Genomic DNA, 18,715 nt, shown 5'->3' on the forward strand with positions numbered 1-18,715 from the left:
ACAGGAAAGCCGTATGAGGGAAAACCTCACGTACGGTTTGACGAGAAGATGCTGGAAATAGGGTATGGTTGAGATATTGTGACACTCTCAAAGGAAACGGAGAGAAACGGGGAACACTAACTTCAGCCTGTAGCTACTACGCCAGTGTTTTACTCTACCGGCTTGCAGGTTGACGCCTTGTGTGCGTCTGGTGATGTCTCTGATGGCGCCCTTGAGTTTGTCCAGTGATTTCGTGCTTATACCCTTGTATTTGCCAGAAAAATCGTATCCGAGAAACCTGAAGCCTCGTTTGAAGTTAGTGAGCTTGGTTTTATCCTCGCTCAGCTTCATTCCAAGCTTATTTTCAATGATATCTTTGACACAGCAAAGGGCGGCAGGGAGTGTTTCTTGATTTTTAGTCATGACAATGAAGTCATCGGCATATCGGACAAACTTATATCCAGCCTTTTCAAGCTCCTTGTCAATGATGTCACCGACAAGGTTGGCAAGTAAGGGGAAAATGACGCCTCTTTGCGGAGTGCCTTCGGTTGTCTTATGCACGATGCCATCTTCCATGACACCTGCCTTAAGCATATTTTCAATACTGTTCAAAACCCATCCATCAGCGATCTTTTCACGCAGCCTATCCATGATAAGCTTATGGGGTAGAGTGTCATAGAATGCTGTTATATCCGCATCCAAGACTTCTTTATACCTTCCTGCTTATACTGTTCAAGCCTCTTTATAGCATCATGGCAGCATCGGTTCTGACGAAATCCAAAGCTATTATCCGAGAAATCTTTCTCGAAAATAGGCTCTATGATTTGCCTGAACGCCTGCTGTACCACCCTGTCTTTCACAATGGGTATGCCAAGAGGTCTCTTGTCATGCTTGCCTTTGGGAATATATACCTGCAGTACAGGCGAGGGTTTGTATACGGTGGTTTTTAGCTCCTTGTGAATATTCATGATATTATTTTCAAGGTCACTTTCAAACTGCTTAATACTTACCCTGTCGAGACCGGCTTTCCCTTTATTCTTCTTTACGTGCTGAAAAGCAGCATAAAGGTTCTTAAGACCGAACACCTTATTTCGTAATGAATGATACTTAAGCATCTCTCGATAGTTTCCTTTTGATTGATTTCCGAAACCATACTTCTCAACCGTGTTTCCTGAGTGCTAATACCCTATGCCATAAGCACAACAAGAGAGGTTCTTATTACTAACGTGCTTTATACAAAGAGTATCCGTCCTCACTGAACGTATTTAATCTACCACTTTCATCAATTCCACTACGGTTATGCCCCTTCATCCTGAAACCAATTCATGACTATTATGAGCAATGCTGACGGCTTTAAAGATAGTCGTTTGAGAGAAACGGTCTATCACCATCTCATACAGATTGGATTTCGGATTCCCTTATACCGCACTGTTAGGGACTCATGTCCCAAGATGTAAGCGCTCTCCCTCGGTCATATGGATTACCCATCCCCGTTTTCACGAGGACATATTTTCCCTTCGTGATGCATGTTCTAATGCATTATCCAGAGATGTATTCGCCTAATCTCTTTCGACATCTTCCGCAAGGACATTGCTTGTGCTTCACCAGGGAAGGGAGGTTGGCACGAATAATACGCCATACTCATACACCCCAAAAGGTCATCTGCACCTCGTAACTCCGTCATATCACCTCACGGTGGGTACGCTATCTTTCTACGCATACGGATTGCTCCATTGTATGTGCATAGGTACAAACTTCTCTACGAGGAATTAGGCTCGCAGAGGTGGTATTTTCAACCACTCAGGTATTCCATACTTCAAGGCACGCCAACCCCCTGCATTCCCTTTTCCAGGGGGACTTGGGTGTTGCTATGCTACGATATGCGTTAAATTTTCGCTTTACTCTAACTCCGGTAGTTCTTCTGTTGGTAATAAGGTGCTTATTGAACGTGGTTTGCCCGGTGTTTTCTCAATTAATCCACGTCTTTCCAGGGATAAAATCATTTGATGTACACTCGGTGGGGTTACCTTAAAATATTTCTGCATATCCGCTTCTGCAGGTGAATAGCCGTTTAATTTCGTGTAATAATGGATAAACGCCAGATATTGGCCTTGTTTTGGTGTGTATTTATGTTTTAATGTAGCATGGGGTTTTTTGATCATAAATTTTTATTCCATAAGTATTATATTTACTACGAAGATCGCGAAGGACGCGAAGTAAGATATTTGTTGATATATTGAATTACCAAAAACATTTAACATAATTATGATGCCGTTTTAAAAATAACTTGTAATAAAAAAGATATACTTATTCAATGATCGTCTCTTTTGTTTTCAAACTTCATGCCCTTCGTGTTCTTCGTGGTTAAAACCTTTGTCATTTTTCCATTCTGCTAAATCCCATATTATGGCAGGAGAAACTGGCTTTGTTTCTGTTTCAGAAACATAAAAACCAAAGAGCCTTTTCCTGGGTTGATATAATTCATTCAATTCCCGGTTTTATTAATACTTACTTAAAATGTATGGTTTAAAGGTTTGATTTGCATATTAGATCAATGGCCGTTAAGAAACTGCTTTAGAAGATTAATAATTACCTATGCTACACATACGTGTTTTCTTTCTTGCTGTTAATAACAGTGGTATAGTATCAATTTCACTTATTTGCGTCAATTAACATCCATCTCATGAAACCGCGTATTATTGTACCAACTCATCATATCGTACCTTCTTTGCTTTTATATAAAATTTAGCACACCAAAACAAAAAATAATTGAATTCCCTTGAACGCTTTAAAATTACTAGTAAAATAAAAACAATTAAAATGTAGCGCTTAATAATTGGGTACAGATTAAACGTATTTAAACATTCGGAGGCATATCAAACTCATGCTTGATATAAATTTTATCAGGAATAATCCTGACAAGGTAAAACAGGCCATTGCCCATAAACATGAAAATGCAGCCAACATTGACCAGATTTTAGAGTTGGACACACAACGCAGGTCTCTGATACACGCCTGTGAACAACTGAAAAGCAAACGAAACGAAAAATCAAAAGAGGTCAGCGAACTGAAAAAAAGGGGACAAGATGCCTCCGGTATTATTGAAGAAACGAAAAAGATTGGTGATGATATAAAATCATTCGAGGAAAAACTGAAGGAACTGGAACCCCAAATCACCAACCTGCTCCTTCGCATCCCAAACATCCCTGCAGCGGACGTACCCATTGGTAAGGACGAGAATGACAATGTCGTCGTCAAGACATGGGGACAGCGAAAGACGTTTGATTTTAGCCCTTTACCTCACTGGGAACTTGGACGTATTTTAAATATCCTGGACCTGGAACGCTCTTCCAAAATCTCAGGTTCGGGTTTTATATTACTAAAAGGTCCTGGTGCAAAACTTGAGCGCGCCTTATTTTGCTTTATGCTAGACACCCATACCAGAGAACACGGCTATACTGAATTGTTTCCTCCGTTTCTCGTTAACCGCACGTCTATGACAGGCACAGGCCAATTACCAAAGCTGGAAGAGGATATGTATCGAACTGCTATAGATGACCTCTTCCTTGTTCCCACGGCAGAAGTTCCTGTCACTAATATCCATCGAGATGAAATACTCTCTTACAAAGACCTTCCCATTTACTATACAGCCTATACTCCTTGTTTTCGGAGAGAGGCAGGCTCTTATGGTAAAGATACAAGGGGTATTATACGGGTACACCAATTCAACAAAGTAGAACTGGTTAAAATCGTAAAGCCGGAAGCATCTTATAATGAGATTGAGTCTTTGCTTGGCAATGCGGAAAGGATACTCCAACTCCTGGGACTTGAATATCGGGTAGCTAAATTATGCACGGGCGATATGAGTTTTGCAGCAGCAAAGTGCTATGATATTGAGGTCTGGGCTCCTGGTACGGGCAAATTCCTGGAAGTTTCTTCCTGCAGCAATTTCGAGGATTTCCAGGCAAGGCGCATGAACATACGTTTCCGGGATGAGGATGGGAAATTGCGATTTGTGCATACCTTAAATGGCTCTGGATTAGCCCTGCCAAGAACGGTTATCGCACTTCTTGAAACCTATCAGCAAAAGGACGGAACCGTCATAATCCCTGATATCCTCAAGCCATATATGGGGGGAATGAAGGTTATTGGCAGACGATAATCTCCAGTTGTTTCTGTTTCTTTCCCAGTTTGAATTCGTATCTTATTATTTTAGAGAATAGCTCTTTCCAAACATCTCGATGCCAAACCACTTTCCTTCTGAGCCAATCAATAACCTGCCCTTGCCGGTAATAAGCAGGAATAATACGAGGAGGGGAAATAGCACGGGAAGCGCAATAATTAAAATGGATAAGGTTACAAAAACGGCAGGCACCGATGCGACCAGCACAACTGCCAGTAACGGAAAGATGAGCATGAACATAATAACAAGAATGCTTAAGGCAAATACCAGAATGGGAGGCATGACCAAGATAGACAATATGCCCCAAAAACCCTTTCCAAAAAGACCAGAGATCTTCTTTCCATACAATATTACACCACTACTTAAATCTTCCTGGATCGTTTGAGAAATTTTAATTTCGGGTAGTTCTTCTGGGGTAGCATCTTCTTGTCTGGGTTGTTCTTTTGTAATGGGTGTTTCTATGCTTGTAACAGAAGAAACATCGCCTGCCAAAGCTTCTTCCGCCCCTTCTTTCGGGAGATTTTCTTCAGATTCCTTTATCTTCTTTTTTCTTTTCCATATCGCCATAGTGAAATTGTTTCATCCTTTACAATTACAGGTACTCACATAAACTTGCAATGGCCTGAGCTGCAATAGCCTCACCACGACCAATGGCATCTACGCCTTCCATCGTTGTTGCCTTGATGTTGACCCTGCTTGCATCCATATGGAGCCATTCCGCAATATTTTTCTTCATCTCTAGTTTTTTGGAACCGATTTTTGGTTTTTGGGCAAGGATCATTACGTCCACATTGTTTACCTTGCATCGTCTCTCTTTCACAAGATCGGCAACCTTAAAAAGGAGAAGCTTGCTGGAAACTCCTCTCCACTTTGGATCGGTATCCGGGAAGTGTTCTCCAATATCACCAAGGGCTGCTGCTCCAAGTAATGCATCACATACGGCATGGAGCACGACATCGGCATCCGAATGACCAAGCAAGCCTAAATGGTAATCAAACTCGACGCCGCCCAGTACCAGTTTGCGATTTTCAACAAACTTATGAATATCATATCCGATTCCAAACAGCATGAATCCTCTTTTCAGTATCCCTCCAGTTTTCTTAGTTCTAATTCTTTCAGCCTTCTTTCGGCACTTTTGCGTATCTTTTCATCATAGCTATATAAAGATGTTTGTTTATAAATTGCCTTAGCCTTATTCACATCAGCCAACATTTTTTCGTAAACTTTTGCAAACAAACCATCATGGAAAGAAATTTTTATTGTTCCCATGATCTTTCTCCTATGTTAAACCACTTTTTCTCATAAGGCTCTTCACATTTTCCAGTAACAAGTTTACTTCAGATACCTGTCGCACCATTTCTTCCCTCTCCGTCCATCGAAGGTCGCGGTATGACGAAATGTTGTTACTAATATCTTCGATCACGCGATCAATGGCTTTGTCGATTTCAAATTTCATGAACTCGACAAATCGTTCACAAATTGCATCCGTACGTTTTATAAATTCATTTCGGAACGACTTCCTTCTCTGAGGGAAAATTGCAAATCCTATAGATGCCAATGTCACGGCAATTCCTATAACGACGGGGGGAGGCACAATCCATGAGAACATCATTGTAACACCAACGCCAATGCCAACGGCAAACGCTTCGGTCAATAGAAAGCCAATAAATCCGCCCTGCACCAAACTGTTCAGTCTCTCCGATTCTCGTTCAATATCTAATTCTCTGAATTCCTTAGAACGTGACTTTAAAGCAACCTCAATTTCGTGCTTTCGGTCGTCGTAGCGCCGCTCTGCGTGTCCATCAAGGATACTTCCCGCCCTGCGGTCATATCCCACTTCTTTTTCTATATGGTCTCTTGCCAAATCCCATAATGACCGGTTATTTCTTGCGACATAATCCACCACATCATCGACAATACGATCTAGATCAGTTTGAGGATTTAAAAGCCCGTAAACTTCCCTCTTAAACCGCTCATCAATCTTTTCCCTTCCCACCTTGGAAAGAATTACGGACTTCATAGTAACATACGAATTCAGGAAATTATCTAATTTTTCTTTTAATCGAGAAAATACAAGCTTAATCTCGTCTCTGTATTTTAATGTATACTCCTGCATGTCCTGCTTTTTATTCTTAAGCCGTGTCTCAAATCGTTCAATACTTTTGATATCGGTATTGCACTTATTAACCCTCTCGCTGAGATCCTGTTGGAGTTCAGTAAATACACTGAACAAATATTTTAAGGGGCTGACCAATTTAAAATCGATCTTTGTATCGAGGTCCATTTTTTCAAATACAAAAGTTTCAACCTCTTTAATCTTGCTTTTTTCAAGGAGAATCGCGTCTCCTTCAACTTTCGCTTTATAAGCCTCCTTCGCGGACATCAATAATATCTTGGGTTCAAAACCAAGCAACCGGTAACAATTCTTTTCCAGAAAACTCAGGATCTCATTGAGTTCTTCAGGAGTTTTCAGGTCTATCTTGTTCAGAATAAATAGCACTTTTCGGCCCCATTTACCCTTCAAAAATTGCAGGAATTGTCGCTCACTCTCCGTAAATGGGTGGTCCGCAGAGGTTACAAAAAGGACAAGTTCTGCTCTATGGACAAAGCTTTCCGTTAGCGCTGCATGTTCTATAATAATTGAATTGGTACCTGGTGTATCAACCAGAGTAACGTCTTTCAATGCTTCCATAGGGTAAGTTGCCTGACACAAATGATCACCCACCTCTTTGACCTCAACTTTATCTCCGTATGTCAACAGGGTGATTCGATTCGTAGTAGGAGTCGGGCCATCCTGTAAGACATGCTCACCGCACATGGCATTAATGAAACTGGATTTACCAGAGTTGTACTCGCCGGCTATCACGAGATAAAAAGGTTCTTCTAACTGGGTGCGCATTTCAACTACTCTTTTCTCCATCTCTGAGATGCCAACCCGTTCAAAAAACTTCTTTGAGTTATCAAGGAGATTCACAACCTCAGGATAAATATCTCTATGTTTTGCTTTTGTGGTTATATTTAACATAAAACTAACTAATATAGAAAATTGATTAATATCTGTTAACGAAAATAGCGCCAGGGATGGTGTTGCGATAAATTAGTATCTTAGCAGTTTTTCAGTGCAAGTCAAACTTTTCTTTTTAACCGCAAAAGGCGATAGCCTCGATCTCCACGCCTGCGTCCCTGGGCAACCTTGCTGCCTGAACTGCCGCTCTGGCTGGCGGTTTATGTGAGAAAAATTCTTTATACACATCATTAATTACCGTGTAATCATTCAAATCTTTTATAAAGATGGTCGTCTTTGCTACCTTATCTATGGAAGAACCTGCAGCCTCCAGGATGTGTTTTATGTTTTCCAGGACCTGTCGTGTCTGAACCTTGATATCTCCTTGTACAATTTCCCCCGTTGCAGGAAGTAAAGGAATCTGTCCTGACACAAAAACAAGATTTCCAATCTTAATTGCCTGGGAATACGGTCCAATTGCCGCAGGGGCTTTATTTGTTGATATAACCAATTTTTCCATCACAGCCTCCCTTCATAATTTAGAAATCTAAAATATTTAAAATAGGGTACAATAACTTCATTGAGAATATTAATTTGGCCAACAAGCACTGGAAAATAACACTGTGCTTGCTGGTATTCGGACAAATCTAATTTGTTCCGCATAAATTTTGTACCATACTAACAAAATTACCTCTTTCCTTTCAACCTTCGAACGGATATTTCAGGTTTTTTATTGATTGTTTCAGTCTTTTTTGCTTCTATTTTTTACCAGGGACAAAGCAGCGCCTGACTTAATTTATGCATTACAAATCTTAAATAAGTTCAAAAATAAAAGATAAAAATTTGGAAATATCTATAAAATCGCAAAGCTTATGCGTAATATACGGCTTTTAATAGAATACGATGGTACTGATTATGCGGGCTGGCAATGGCAAAAGAACGATAAAACCATTCAGGAAACCATCTCGAAGGCAATAGAACAAGTCGTTCATGAACCGATCAAAATTTATGGCGCCAGTCGCACCGATGCAGGTGTTCATGCCCTTGGTCAGGTGGCTAATTTTCACACCGCTTCAGATATTCCATCCGAAAGGCTTCTCCACGCAATAAATTTTCACCTACCTCACGACATCACGATAAAAGACGCAAGAGACGTAGCGGGGTCCTTTCATGCCCAATATGACGCCCAATCGAAGGTGTATCAATACACACTTCTCAATAATTGGATACGCAGTTCACTGAATCGTGATTTTTGTTATGTATCCGGATTCCAATTAGACATGGATAGAATGATTGCTGCAGCGAGACACCTCATAGGCACCCGGGATTTTACCTCTTTTACAACAAAGGCCTGGTGCGAAAAGAACAGGATACGTACTGTAAAGGAGTTGGATATTGAAAAAGAAGGGCAGTATGTCTATTTTACGGTTGAGGCGAATGGGTTTTTATACAATATGGTGAGGACCATTGTAGGCACATTGATAGAAATAGGGAGAGGGAAGATAGCCGTGGAGCATATGAAAGATATTTTAGATGCAAGAAATAGGAATCTGGCAGGTCCTACGGCGCCAGCCATGGGGCTATGCCTCATGAAGGTTCGATACGAAAACGACTATTAACAACTACTCTTTCTAATCTGATGTGAGATACTTTTTTATATTTTTCTAAAAATCCCGGTTATTTCTTGACTCTGAACAGCAACAAGAATAAACTGATATCCAAAAGGCTTTTGTTTCCGGGTTTAGGAAACGCTATACCAGTTAAATCGGAGTAAAATCATGACAGAACGCGAAGCCGGTCAAAATAGAAGGCAGTACCCCCGTCTTAATGCACCTATTTATTGCAGGCCAGCACGCCTCACTTCGCCTCGCAGCCCGCTGATCAACATCGGACTTGGCGGCATCCGGGTATACAGTGACAGGACATTCAAGGTCGGTGAGCGTCTAGAGGTAGAATTGTTTTTGCCAGACAACACAAGCATGACGTGTAACGTAAAAGTCGTGTGGCTGAATCCTTTGGATGGATCAACTGCCAAATACGATGTGGGTCTTCAATTTCTAGAAGTGGAAAGTAACGACTTACGACGCCTGGCGGGTATTCTGAAACAGAACGCATAGTTTCCTTTTTAGAAAATGACAAGATCGCCTGTTTAAAAATTGTTTTGCCAGAGGAAAGTGCCTGCTGGCACTGAAAACGAATTTTTCTGGATACCATAAAGCCGACTATTCTTTCTCCATAATTTTTGGATATTCAATCTTACAATTCCTCGTCACGATTTAATCTCATTTCCCAGGTATTATATACTCCCCCGTATCCCATAGTTCTCTACCAATGGTCTATTATGTTTAATTCATTGACACAATTTTTAAAAATCGTTATATTTATTAAAAAATAAATGAGCCCTGTATTTTATGAAAGGTTTTTCTATGATCTCAATTGAGGACTTTTTGAAGGTAGATCTGCGTGTGGCAGAGATAAAGCACGCAGAGCCGCATCCAAACGCTGATAAGTTGTTAATATTGAAGATTGATGCGGGTGACGGTTTAGAAAATAGGCAGATTGTTGCTGGAATTAGAAACTATTACAAACCAGAAGACCTGATTGGGAAACGGATCGTTATTGTAAACAACCTTGCTCCTGCAACCCTTCGGGGTGTTGAAAGCCAGGGAATGCTGCTGGCCGCAAAGGATGGAAATCAGGTGGTAATCCTCACACCGGAAAAGGATATAAAGCCGGGCTCAAAAATACAATAAAAAATTTGCAGAAAATGGCAAATTAACCATGCTGCAGGAGCTATATATAACGAATTTTGTATTAATTGATAGAGTCACCATTAAACTCTGTGAACGGTTAAATGTATTTAGCGGGGCAACGGGTGTAGGAAAGTCATTAGTGATCGGTGCACTTAATTTTATCCTTGGCGGGCGTGCTACTTCGGATGTTGTACGAAGTGGCAAAGATGAGGCCACAGTAATAGGCAAATTCTCTATCACAGATAGAAATTTTTTACAACAGATTAAAAAAATATCGGATAATAATACTATCGAAGAAGAACTCTTAATTCAAAGAAGTATCGATACGAACGGGCGGAGCAGATGCCGCTTGAACGATGTTCCTATCACGGTATCCATGCTCAAGGAAATTGGAGAGACGTTAGTCAGCATTCATGGTCAGCACGAGCATGAGACCTTGTTACATGGCGCCAACCAACTATATATCCTGGACGATTTTGGAGGAATTTCCCCGTTACGGGAAGATTTTGCCGGGGTCTATCAACAGATTACAGAAAAAACAAGATTGCGGGAGACACTGAAAAACAATCAGCAGGAACGAAGGCAAAAGGTGGATTTATATGCCTTCCAGATCGATGAGATTGATAAGGCACAACTCAAGGCAGGTGAGGGAGAAGAGCTTGAAAAAGAAAGGGGTATCTTAAGTAACGCTGAAAAAATATATAGTACCGTTACCTCATGTTATTCACAGATCTATGAATCTTCCGACGCTGTTGTTGAGAGGTTGAAGTCAGTTATTCGTGAATTACAATCGGTTGTAAAACTTGACGACACCCTGCAAAAGATATCCAACGACTGCAGTCAATCATTGTATCAAATCGAGGATACGGCCTTTTCATTAGGAAAGTATAGAGATGCATTTAATTATGATCCTCAAAGGTTAGAATATATTGAAGAACGTTTAAACATAATCCGAAAATTGAGATCAAAATACGGAAACACTGTAGAAGAAATTCTATCCTATCGTGACGAGATAGCATCAAAATTGAAGCAGCTTTCGGAGGAAGGAAGTACGGTTGAGCATGCAGATGAAGAATTGCGGATATTGTCTGATCTGTTGAAACAGAAAGGCGAAAAGTTAACCCAGAAACGTCTTTCAACCGCTGACAAATTAACTCCCCTGATAAATAAAGAGCTTCACGAGCTGGGTATTCCTCACGGTCGGTTTTGTGTCCAAATCACGTCTCCATTTTTGCATGAGAGCGGGAACACGGATGATTTCCATGCGAATAGTTATGGATTTGATCAGGTTGATTTTTTGATTTCTCCGAATCCTGGTGAGGACTTGAAACCGCTGAGGAAGATTGCCTCAGGCGGTGAGATATCGCGGGTTATGCTGGCCTTGAAGCACCAACTGGCTAAAGTCGATAAGACACCAGTATTGGTTTTTGATGAGATCGACGCCAATATTGGTGGCAGAATGGGAGAGGTTATTGGAGAAAAGCTGAGTAGTATTGCAAGGTCACACCAGGTGATCTGCATCACCCATCTTCCCCAGATCGCCAGCTATGCAGATGAACAGTGGAAGGTAAATAAGCAGGTGAAAAATGGCAAAACGTTTTCGACAATCGAAAACTTATCAGGAGAATCCCGCCTTGAAGAAATTGCCGACATGATCAGAGGAAGTGAAAAAACGGATATTACCAGAAAACAGGCACAGGAGATGTTGCGAGATGCGAAAAGAAAGGCAAAAAGTAAGGACTAGCAAAGCGAAGCCCCGGATTTATAAAATATCTGGAACCACAGATTTCTCAAATTACACAGATTTTAGATTGTTAAATTCCACTAAGTATTGAGATTTTTATCTGTGAAATCTGCGCAATTTGGGTTCCATCAATTCTTTTTAAAACCTGACTCATTTATAAAGATAAACAGCAGATAAAGATTTTTCATGTTAGAACGTTTGCAGAAAATATTGGCAGAGGCAGGAGTCGGTTCACGCCGCGAATGTGAAAAAATCATTACGGCGGGGAGGGTGACTGTTGATGGGAAACGCATTGCATCCCTGGGTACAACTGTTGATGCAGAGAAAAGTGAAATACGTTGTGATGGGTCGTTAATACAAAAACAACGCAAGATTTATTTTTTGCTCAATAAACCAAGAGGCTACGTGTGCACAAACCGTGATGAACTGGATCGGTTAAAGGCAGTTGATATCATAAAAAATGTGACTCAAAGGATATATACCATCGGAAGGCTGGACAAGGAAAGCGAAGGTCTGATTATCCTAACCAACGATGGTGACCTTGCAAACACGTTGTCTCATCCAAAGCATGAAGTAAGGAAAACCTATTTTGTAGAGGTAGATGGATACCTGACAGATGCGGCAATTAAGGCACTGGAGTCCGGGGTTTGGCTTTCCTTCGGCAAAACACGGCCTGTAAGGGTTCAGAATGTACGAAGAGGCAGGCAAAGGAGCAGATTTGAGATGGTGTTGAAGGAAGGCAGAAACAGAGAAATCCGTCGTATGCTTGTTGACTGTAACTATAAGGTACGCATCCTGCGGCGGATAAAAATTGGTAATTTGCATGATCCCGCCTTGAAAATCGGCAAATATCGGAAATTGGCAGATCACGAAGTGGCGCGGCTTTATGCAATAGCGAAAAGAGTTGATGCAAAGGATACAGGTAATAGTTCACCACCAGACGTACAGAGAACGCAAAGAGGGCACCGTGTCGAAACTGGTAAAGATTTATAAGGAAATACCCTTATGAAAAAATCACCTTTTCTCCGCGAGAACATCTGCGACCTCCGTGTTTTCTGTGGTGGGCTAAACTTTTCAGAATAGAAATCGAGGAAAATATGACGCAGCTACAGCTGGCCAGACAAAACATCACCACACAAGAGATGAAACAGGTTGCGAAAGATGAAGGTCTGGATCCTGAATATATCCGGCTACGTATCGCTGAGGGTAAGATTGTCATCCCCGTGAACCGCAAACGCAAGGCATCAAAGGTTTGTGGTATTGGTGTCGGGCTTAAAACCAAGGTTAATGCCAATATAGGAACGTCAGCCGATTATGCTGACGTTGCTAACGAGATGGAAAAGTTACGGACAGTGGAAGAAGCGGGCGCTGATGCTGTAATGGATCTTAGCACCGGCGGCGATTTACGAGCAATACGGAAAAAGATTATCGGATCGGCCTCTATTGCAGTAGGAAGCGTGCCCATTTATGAGGCGGCCGTCAAGACCGTTCAGCACAAGCGCGCGATTGTCGATATGACCGCAACAGACATGCTTGAGGCAGTACGGTTGCATTGTGAGGACGGTGTGGATTTTATTACCGTGCATTGTGGCGCCACAAAAGGGGTGCTCAGGCATCTGAAAGAAAACAAACGCATTTGCGGCGTGGTAAGCCGTGGCGGAACATTTTTGGTAGAATGGATGATCCATAACGGCAGGGAAAATCCACTGTATGAAGAATATGATGAGATATTGGCCATAGCAAAAGAATATGACGTGACCCTGAGTCTGGGCGATGCCATGCGGCCGGGGGCTTTGGCAGATGCGTTTGATCGTGCACAAGTGTACGAGCTAAACGTACTTGCGGAACTTGCGCAAAGGGCGCTGGATGCCGGTGTGCAGGTTATGGTGGAAGGACCCGGACACGTACCGTTAAATCAGGTGATTGCACAGGTTCAACTACAAAAGGAACTCTGTAAAGGGGTACCCTTTTATGTGCTCGGACCAATTGTCACAGACGTTGCTCCCGGATATGACCATATTACATCTGCCATTGGCGGGGCTATCGCCGCTGCTGCTGGGGCAGACTTCCTATGCTATGTAACCCCGACAGAACACCTGAGCCTCCCTAGCCCTTCTGACGTAAGAAGCGGTGTGATGGCCGCGCGGATTGCCGCCCATGCTGCTGATATTGCTAAGGGGATTCAATCGGCGTGGGAATGGGATAAGAAGATGTCGCAATTCAGACGAAAGAGGAATTGGGAAGGACAGTTTAGCACGTGTATTGATCCCACGGTAGCGAGAAATATCCGTGAAAAGGGACGACCCCAAAACGACGAGGTCTGTTCCATGTGCGCTGAATATTGTGTATTTAAACTCAGCGATAAGGTATAAAGTTATAGAATTTACCTCAAAGGAATTGTGTCGACTAATCAATCGAAGTCAGGAACAGAACTCAAGGACGATTCATGAACCTGCCAGGAACAGGTTTCAAAGAAAACACCACACCCTGAAACAATTTCAGGGTTATTGTTGATACTCTATCGCTCTCTTTTATTCTTCCAGCACCGGATAGGAGCGGGTGGTACAAAGCCAGGGTTCAAGAGTCCATGCTGAGGCAGTTGTGCAATCCATTCGCAGTCCTTCATGTCAGTTTTCCGTCCAGGAATCTGTTTGATGTGTCTTGCATTGCCAACGGTACTGTAAATCTCTCTCTCAGGATGTTCCAGATAGGTTTCAATATGCCCCGGTGGACTCCATCGCCACGTGCGTTGTACCTTCCCTAGCCATCCAATCAGACAACGCAGGCAACTCCTTCGTCATGGTCGAAGGAGTCCGTTTTTCATTAAAGACACCATAGGGTTTTTTCTTTTGAATCCCTTTTGTAGTTTTTTTAATCTTTAGTCTCTTCGTGAGATCCTTTATCTCCTGCAAGGCCATGACTGGCAGGGTTTTCATCTCTTTTTCAATTTACGATTTGGAATTTTAGTTTAAAAAAATAAAAAGAGCGTCCGGACAATCTGCGTTGTTTCCAACTACCGCTAAGCAGTTTCTCTGATTTCTTCTGGGTTTTGGCTAACAGTGGCGCATGAAAAATCTTTGATAAAGATTTTTAATTACCGGCAAAGTGGAATGCAGTAGCAAATCCGCTTCGTCCATCGTAATTCCACTCCTGGTTGCCTTCCTGGAATCGATGGGTAACAGCCTTTCCCATATCCAATGTCAGATCAAATTCCTTTGCCCAGATTGAAAAATTCTTGTTCACAATTTGAGTGGGTTTACCAGGATCTCCTGCGCCATGGAGTAACTCAATGTCTAAGGTAAGGTTATTGGCTACAATCGCCTTCTTGCGCCATTGGGAAGACTCCACATGCATAGGCACATATCTTACCGTAATCCTTTCCGGGGGAACTTTTGCAAAGCCGAATACATTGTTTTGAAAAATGTCCAGTAATGCGTTTTTCTGGACGGCTGCGGCCTTTTCATCAAGGTAAAAAACAATCCAATTCTTGTCCGCTCTCGCTGTCAAATCTGTTATGCCGATAACGGTCTGACCATCTAATGTATATTGCCCGTAATTCCCCTTTTTAATATGAAAGACACCGCTAATCTTACACGTTTTATTATGGGTCGGTTCACTTCCAAACAAACACGGACAACCAGGATTACAGGTACATCCCTCAAAATACTCACCTTCGATTGACCAGGCAGGACTGGCAAAAACGGCATTGGAGACACCCAATAACAGAAAAATAGCTACGAATCCTGCCAACACATAACTGATCTTCATCGTCCGTTTCCTCCTCTGAAAATGAAATACAAGATTATTACGTTATGAAACAAAGTCAATGAGATACCTTCTTCCTCCGCAATGCTAATAGCATAATCATGTCATAGGCCTTTGTCAAGATAGAAGGGACGGGAAACATTGAAGTCCGAATCAGACAACAACATGATTCTCAAAAAATGTTTTGATAAGAATTAAAGAAATTTTTTTATTGACATCTCATAATTTTTGTTTATATTAGCTGAGACTGAGTCTCACAATCAAAATATTCTGCAAATTTAAATGTTGAGGTTTTCTGTCACACTTCGACTCCGCTCCAGGCAGAGCCGAGAAACCTTTTTCAAGAGGAGGTAGAAAATGTCTGTACTTATTGTCGGGGGAGACCATTTAGGAAGTATCCCAAAGGAGCTTGATAAAATCGGGGTTACGGAGATTCGACACGTAACGGGCAGAAGCGGGCAGAAGATTCGGGATGGAATTCCGGAAACCATGGATTTTATTATTGTGCTGTACGATTTTGTGAATCATAACCTTGCCCACAAAATAAAGAATCTTGCCGAGAACAGAAGAATTCCCGTTGTTTATGCAAAAAGGTCATGGTCATCTATTTATCAAAAAATGAAGGAGTGTCAGCAACAATTGAGAAAAGTTGGATTGCAAGCTCTCTTGAATTAGGCCTTCGGCGACTTACACGTACACCTTTTTACGGCAAAATTCCACCCCCCTTCCCCCCGCCAGCGGGGGACAGTTGTCTGTCCCCCTCAGTGAAGGGGATTAAGGGGGGGCGAAAAGTTTGAAATTCCTATACTATTGAATTAAGCCGCTTTTGGCAGCGGCTTTTTTATTGCTTGTCTCAAACTCAGTTAGGAAACAAGCAATAAAACCGTTTAAATAAAATGAAATTCCTATGCAAGGAAAACTTATGAAATACTATAAAAAAATACTTATCCTCATTCTTTTTATAATAACCATATCCTTATTCTGTAAAAACTCCTTTGCAGGCGTGTCACACGTCCTCAGCAGAAATGCAGATTACTCAACAGATGATCATGCCTTTCTTACGACTGATACCCTTTACGTCCAGGTAACGCAGAATATTCTTGATTACCGGGAAATAAAAAAATCGTTCTTTACCTTAAAATCTCATCAGACAAAAAATAAAACCAAATATCCATTGATTTGGAACTCTGACCTGACAGCCTTTACCGGCCTTGCACCCCTCGAAAATTACCCCATCGGTGACAAGATAACCATTCACATAACCTTGCGCGGGAAAAACGCAAAGGATGAAATTAAAAGGAAAGACCGCTTTGTTATTGGCAACACTGGAAAGTGGACTTTAACAGGAACCATTTATGAAAAAATATCGGATAAAGGTACAGGAACCCTCACCAACGCACGTGTGCGGATTCAAGGCGTTGCGGATATTAACACAGATGATATCAGTTATTACCCACAAGAAGACGACAAATTTATCCTTTCCGGTGAGAATGGAAATTTTGCCATAGATTATGAAGGTATTTCCGGTCAGGTTATTGTGATCACCGCAGGTAAGGAAGGTTATAAAAATGCAGGCAAAGAAATAACCCTGGGGCACAACAACAGTGTTACCATTACCCTTTCCCTCGTTTCGGCGGAAGATCATCCATCATACGAATACCGATCCTCCAAATCATGCGAAAAGTGTCACAGTACTATTTACAATGACTGGCAAGACAGTGATATGGCATATGCGGCTGTTAATCCCATTAACCAGCTTGTCTTTCTCCTCTACACGGCATGGTATGTCACCGGTGACCGTGCCAATTTTACGGACCCTTCCATCTTTAATGACCCAAACCCTGCATTTGTGGGCGATAAGGGAAAGATATTTGAAGATGCTACAGGGCGATACATGATTCTGGGAGATGCGGGACATATCCACGATTGCGCTGACTGTCATTCGCCATCCTACGCATCGAAGGTACAGGGCGATGGTGTCACTCCGTTATGGGATATGCGGGCAGGGATACTGACTGACGTAGATAAACTCTCCTTTGTAGACAAACAGGGTGTTCACTGCGATTTTTGTCATAAAATGCATTCGGTTCGTGATGAGGAAGAGTATTGGACAGAACCGGGGGTAAATTATAAGGTAAATCTCTTGCGCCCTGACCCATTACTTGAATCATCTCGGGAGGGCAAGGTCATGTTTGGGCCATTTGACGATGTCATCTATAAGAGCATGCAGGCATCCTATGCCGCTCAGTTTAAAAAAAGTGAAATATGCTCACCCTGCCATCAGGATGCCAGGAAACTCTATCTGCAACCCTTAGACGGGAATAACCAGCCGAAGGGCGATGCAATTGAACGCATCCTCTGGAGTGAGGACACTTACCGGGAATGGCGTTTTAGCGGATACAGCGGACTGGAAGAAGATTATCCCGTAAACAATTACGTGGGAAAGGTACTGCAATGCCAGGATTGCCACATGAAGGATCCGCCGCCGGATCCAACCATTGGTAAGTCAATTGCAGATTATAGAGAAATTACCGACCCCTTTTTCATGATTTCGGAAGAGAAAAGAAAGTACGCTACTAAACGTGATCCCAGAACAATCTATCCCCACCGTTTTGAAGGAACCAACCAGAATCTGACAGCGGGGAAGAGGAAAAGGTATCTGGATTGGGCAGTAGATCTTACGGTTACCGACACAAAGGTAGAGGATGGTATCCTGAGTTTTGATGTAAACCTCATAAACTCCCATACAGGGCACACCTATCCTTCGGGAGTGACCCAGAGAAATGTTGTTCTGCTTGTGGAGGCAACTCAATCGGGAACCGTTCTTTCTCAAAGCAACGATCAGGTCATAGACACACCGGGTGGAAATTTTCCTGACGGTTACTATGAAGGTAAAGGGGATTATGCGGGAAAACCAGGGAAGATCTTTATGAAACACAATAGAATGATAGTAGACAACGACGAACTCAGCCCCTTTTTCTATGACATCTTGTATGCCCATGCTGTGGAAGAGTTGTACGATACACGAATTAAGGCAAACCAAACAGACACTACACATTATGAGTTTCAAACAATTGATACCAGCAAAATTACCATAACAGCCAGACTTATCTATCGTTTCCTCCCAAAGGGCACCCTGGAATTTGCAGCAAGAAACGGATATGTGATTCCCCTGGAAGAAAATGATTATGAATCACACAAGGTAGGGGTATCTTTAAACCCGTAAAGAAGTCTTAAAAAGGATGTTGACCTTCAAAGGCTATTCATTTTCGTGTTGGTTTGTAGTT

At 42.1% G+C, this 18,715-nt stretch carries 19 protein-coding genes; 9 read left to right on the plus strand and 10 right to left on the minus strand.

Translation table 11 applies throughout. The features are described 5' to 3' along the window. Window positions 1–87 precede the first annotated feature (87 nt). From BROSI_RS21555 to BROSI_RS14390, 3 genes are all read right to left on the minus strand, one after another. The gene (locus tag BROSI_RS21555) at window positions 88–681 is read right to left on the minus strand and encodes a reverse transcriptase domain-containing protein (RefSeq protein ID WP_052564488.1); all 594 of its coding nucleotides are present in this window, start codon (window positions 679–681) and stop codon (window positions 88–90) included. Next, window positions 666–1,094: a reverse transcriptase family protein gene (locus BROSI_RS21560; RefSeq protein WP_052564489.1), complete on the minus strand. Its 429-nt coding sequence runs from the start codon at window positions 1,092–1,094 to the stop codon at window positions 666–668. Before BROSI_RS21560 ends, BROSI_RS21555 begins: the two co-directional genes overlap by 16 nt. 783 nt (window positions 1,095–1,877) lie before the next feature. Next, the gene (locus tag BROSI_RS14390; RefSeq protein ID WP_052564490.1) at window positions 1,878–2,141 is read right to left on the minus strand and encodes a LexA family protein; all 264 of its coding nucleotides are present in this window, start codon (window positions 2,139–2,141) and stop codon (window positions 1,878–1,880) included. A gap of 722 nt (window positions 2,142–2,863) precedes the next feature. Between BROSI_RS14390 and serS the strand changes: the two genes are divergently transcribed. Then, window positions 2,864–4,141, plus strand: a complete 1,278-nt coding sequence (gene serS / locus BROSI_RS14395; RefSeq protein WP_052564491.1) for a serine--tRNA ligase — start codon at window positions 2,864–2,866, stop codon at window positions 4,139–4,141. Between the two features lie 45 nt (window positions 4,142–4,186). Here serS and BROSI_RS14400 read toward each other — a convergent pair whose 3' ends face one another. The 5 genes from BROSI_RS14400 to BROSI_RS14420 form a co-directional block, all read right to left on the minus strand. Beyond that, entirely contained in the window at window positions 4,187–4,729 is a 543-nt protein-coding gene (locus tag BROSI_RS14400; RefSeq protein WP_052564492.1) for a hypothetical protein, read from the minus strand. A gap of 25 nt (window positions 4,730–4,754) precedes the next feature. Continuing rightward, window positions 4,755–5,231 carry a 2-C-methyl-D-erythritol 2,4-cyclodiphosphate synthase gene (gene ispF, locus BROSI_RS14405; RefSeq protein ID WP_052564493.1) on the minus strand — a complete coding sequence of 159 codons (477 nt, stop codon included), beginning with the start codon at window positions 5,229–5,231 and terminating at the stop codon, window positions 4,755–4,757. 11 nt (window positions 5,232–5,242) lie between these two features. Beyond that, entirely contained in the window at window positions 5,243–5,431 is a 189-nt protein-coding gene (locus BROSI_RS14410; RefSeq protein ID WP_052564494.1) for a hypothetical protein, read from the minus strand. 10 nt (window positions 5,432–5,441) lie between these two features. Continuing rightward, window positions 5,442–7,187, minus strand: a complete 1,746-nt coding sequence (locus BROSI_RS14415) for a dynamin family protein (protein WP_052564495.1) — start codon at window positions 7,185–7,187, stop codon at window positions 5,442–5,444. 115 nt (window positions 7,188–7,302) lie between these two features. Next, window positions 7,303–7,686 carry a RidA family protein gene (locus BROSI_RS14420; RefSeq protein WP_052564496.1) on the minus strand — a complete coding sequence of 128 codons (384 nt, stop codon included), beginning with the start codon at window positions 7,684–7,686 and terminating at the stop codon, window positions 7,303–7,305. A gap of 352 nt (window positions 7,687–8,038) precedes the next feature. Here BROSI_RS14420 and truA point away from each other — a divergent pair, with 352 nt between their 5' ends. The 6 genes from truA to thiC all read left to right on the plus strand — a co-directional run bounded on the left by truA (window position 8,039) and on the right by thiC (window position 14,035). Continuing rightward, entirely contained in the window at window positions 8,039–8,785 is a 747-nt protein-coding gene (gene truA, locus BROSI_RS14425; protein ID WP_052564497.1) for a tRNA pseudouridine(38-40) synthase TruA, read from the plus strand. Between the two features lie 159 nt (window positions 8,786–8,944). Beyond that, entirely contained in the window at window positions 8,945–9,283 is a 339-nt protein-coding gene (locus BROSI_RS14430; RefSeq protein WP_052564498.1) for a PilZ domain-containing protein, read from the plus strand. Between the two features lie 309 nt (window positions 9,284–9,592). Next, entirely contained in the window at window positions 9,593–9,919 is a 327-nt protein-coding gene (gene metG / locus BROSI_RS14435) for a methionine--tRNA ligase subunit beta (RefSeq protein WP_052565865.1), read from the plus strand. A 28-nt stretch (window positions 9,920–9,947) separates the two neighbouring features. Then, the gene (gene recN, locus BROSI_RS14440; protein WP_052564499.1) at window positions 9,948–11,663 is read left to right on the plus strand and encodes a DNA repair protein RecN; all 1,716 of its coding nucleotides are present in this window, start codon (window positions 9,948–9,950) and stop codon (window positions 11,661–11,663) included. A 186-nt stretch (window positions 11,664–11,849) separates the two neighbouring features. Continuing rightward, the gene (locus BROSI_RS14445) at window positions 11,850–12,656 is read left to right on the plus strand and encodes a pseudouridine synthase (protein ID WP_052564500.1); all 807 of its coding nucleotides are present in this window, start codon (window positions 11,850–11,852) and stop codon (window positions 12,654–12,656) included. 104 nt (window positions 12,657–12,760) lie between these two features. Beyond that, entirely contained in the window at window positions 12,761–14,035 is a 1,275-nt protein-coding gene (gene thiC, locus BROSI_RS14450; RefSeq protein ID WP_052564501.1) for a phosphomethylpyrimidine synthase ThiC, read from the plus strand. A 342-nt stretch (window positions 14,036–14,377) separates the two neighbouring features. Here thiC and BROSI_RS14455 read toward each other — a convergent pair whose 3' ends face one another. Both BROSI_RS14455 and BROSI_RS14460 read right to left on the minus strand, forming a co-directional pair. Continuing rightward, the gene (locus BROSI_RS14455; RefSeq protein WP_052564502.1) at window positions 14,378–14,599 is read right to left on the minus strand and encodes a hypothetical protein; all 222 of its coding nucleotides are present in this window, start codon (window positions 14,597–14,599) and stop codon (window positions 14,378–14,380) included. Between the two features lie 154 nt (window positions 14,600–14,753). Next, window positions 14,754–15,431: a DUF1326 domain-containing protein gene (locus BROSI_RS14460; RefSeq protein WP_052564503.1), complete on the minus strand. Its 678-nt coding sequence runs from the start codon at window positions 15,429–15,431 to the stop codon at window positions 14,754–14,756. A 354-nt stretch (window positions 15,432–15,785) separates the two neighbouring features. Here BROSI_RS14460 and BROSI_RS14465 point away from each other — a divergent pair, with 354 nt between their 5' ends. Together BROSI_RS14465 and BROSI_RS14470 are read left to right on the plus strand one after the other, a co-directional pair. Beyond that, window positions 15,786–16,103: a DUF2325 domain-containing protein gene (locus tag BROSI_RS14465; protein WP_052564504.1), complete on the plus strand. Its 318-nt coding sequence runs from the start codon at window positions 15,786–15,788 to the stop codon at window positions 16,101–16,103. Window positions 16,104–16,350: 247 nt separating this feature from the next. After that, window positions 16,351–18,654 carry a hypothetical protein gene (locus BROSI_RS14470; protein WP_052564505.1) on the plus strand — a complete coding sequence of 768 codons (2,304 nt, stop codon included), beginning with the start codon at window positions 16,351–16,353 and terminating at the stop codon, window positions 18,652–18,654. The last annotated feature ends 61 nt before the right edge of the window (window positions 18,655–18,715 follow it).

Origin of the sequence: Candidatus Brocadia sinica JPN1, assembly GCF_000949635.1 — a bacterium.
In the GTDB taxonomy this organism is placed as follows: domain Bacteria; phylum Planctomycetota; class Brocadiia; order Brocadiales; family Brocadiaceae; genus Brocadia; species Brocadia sinica.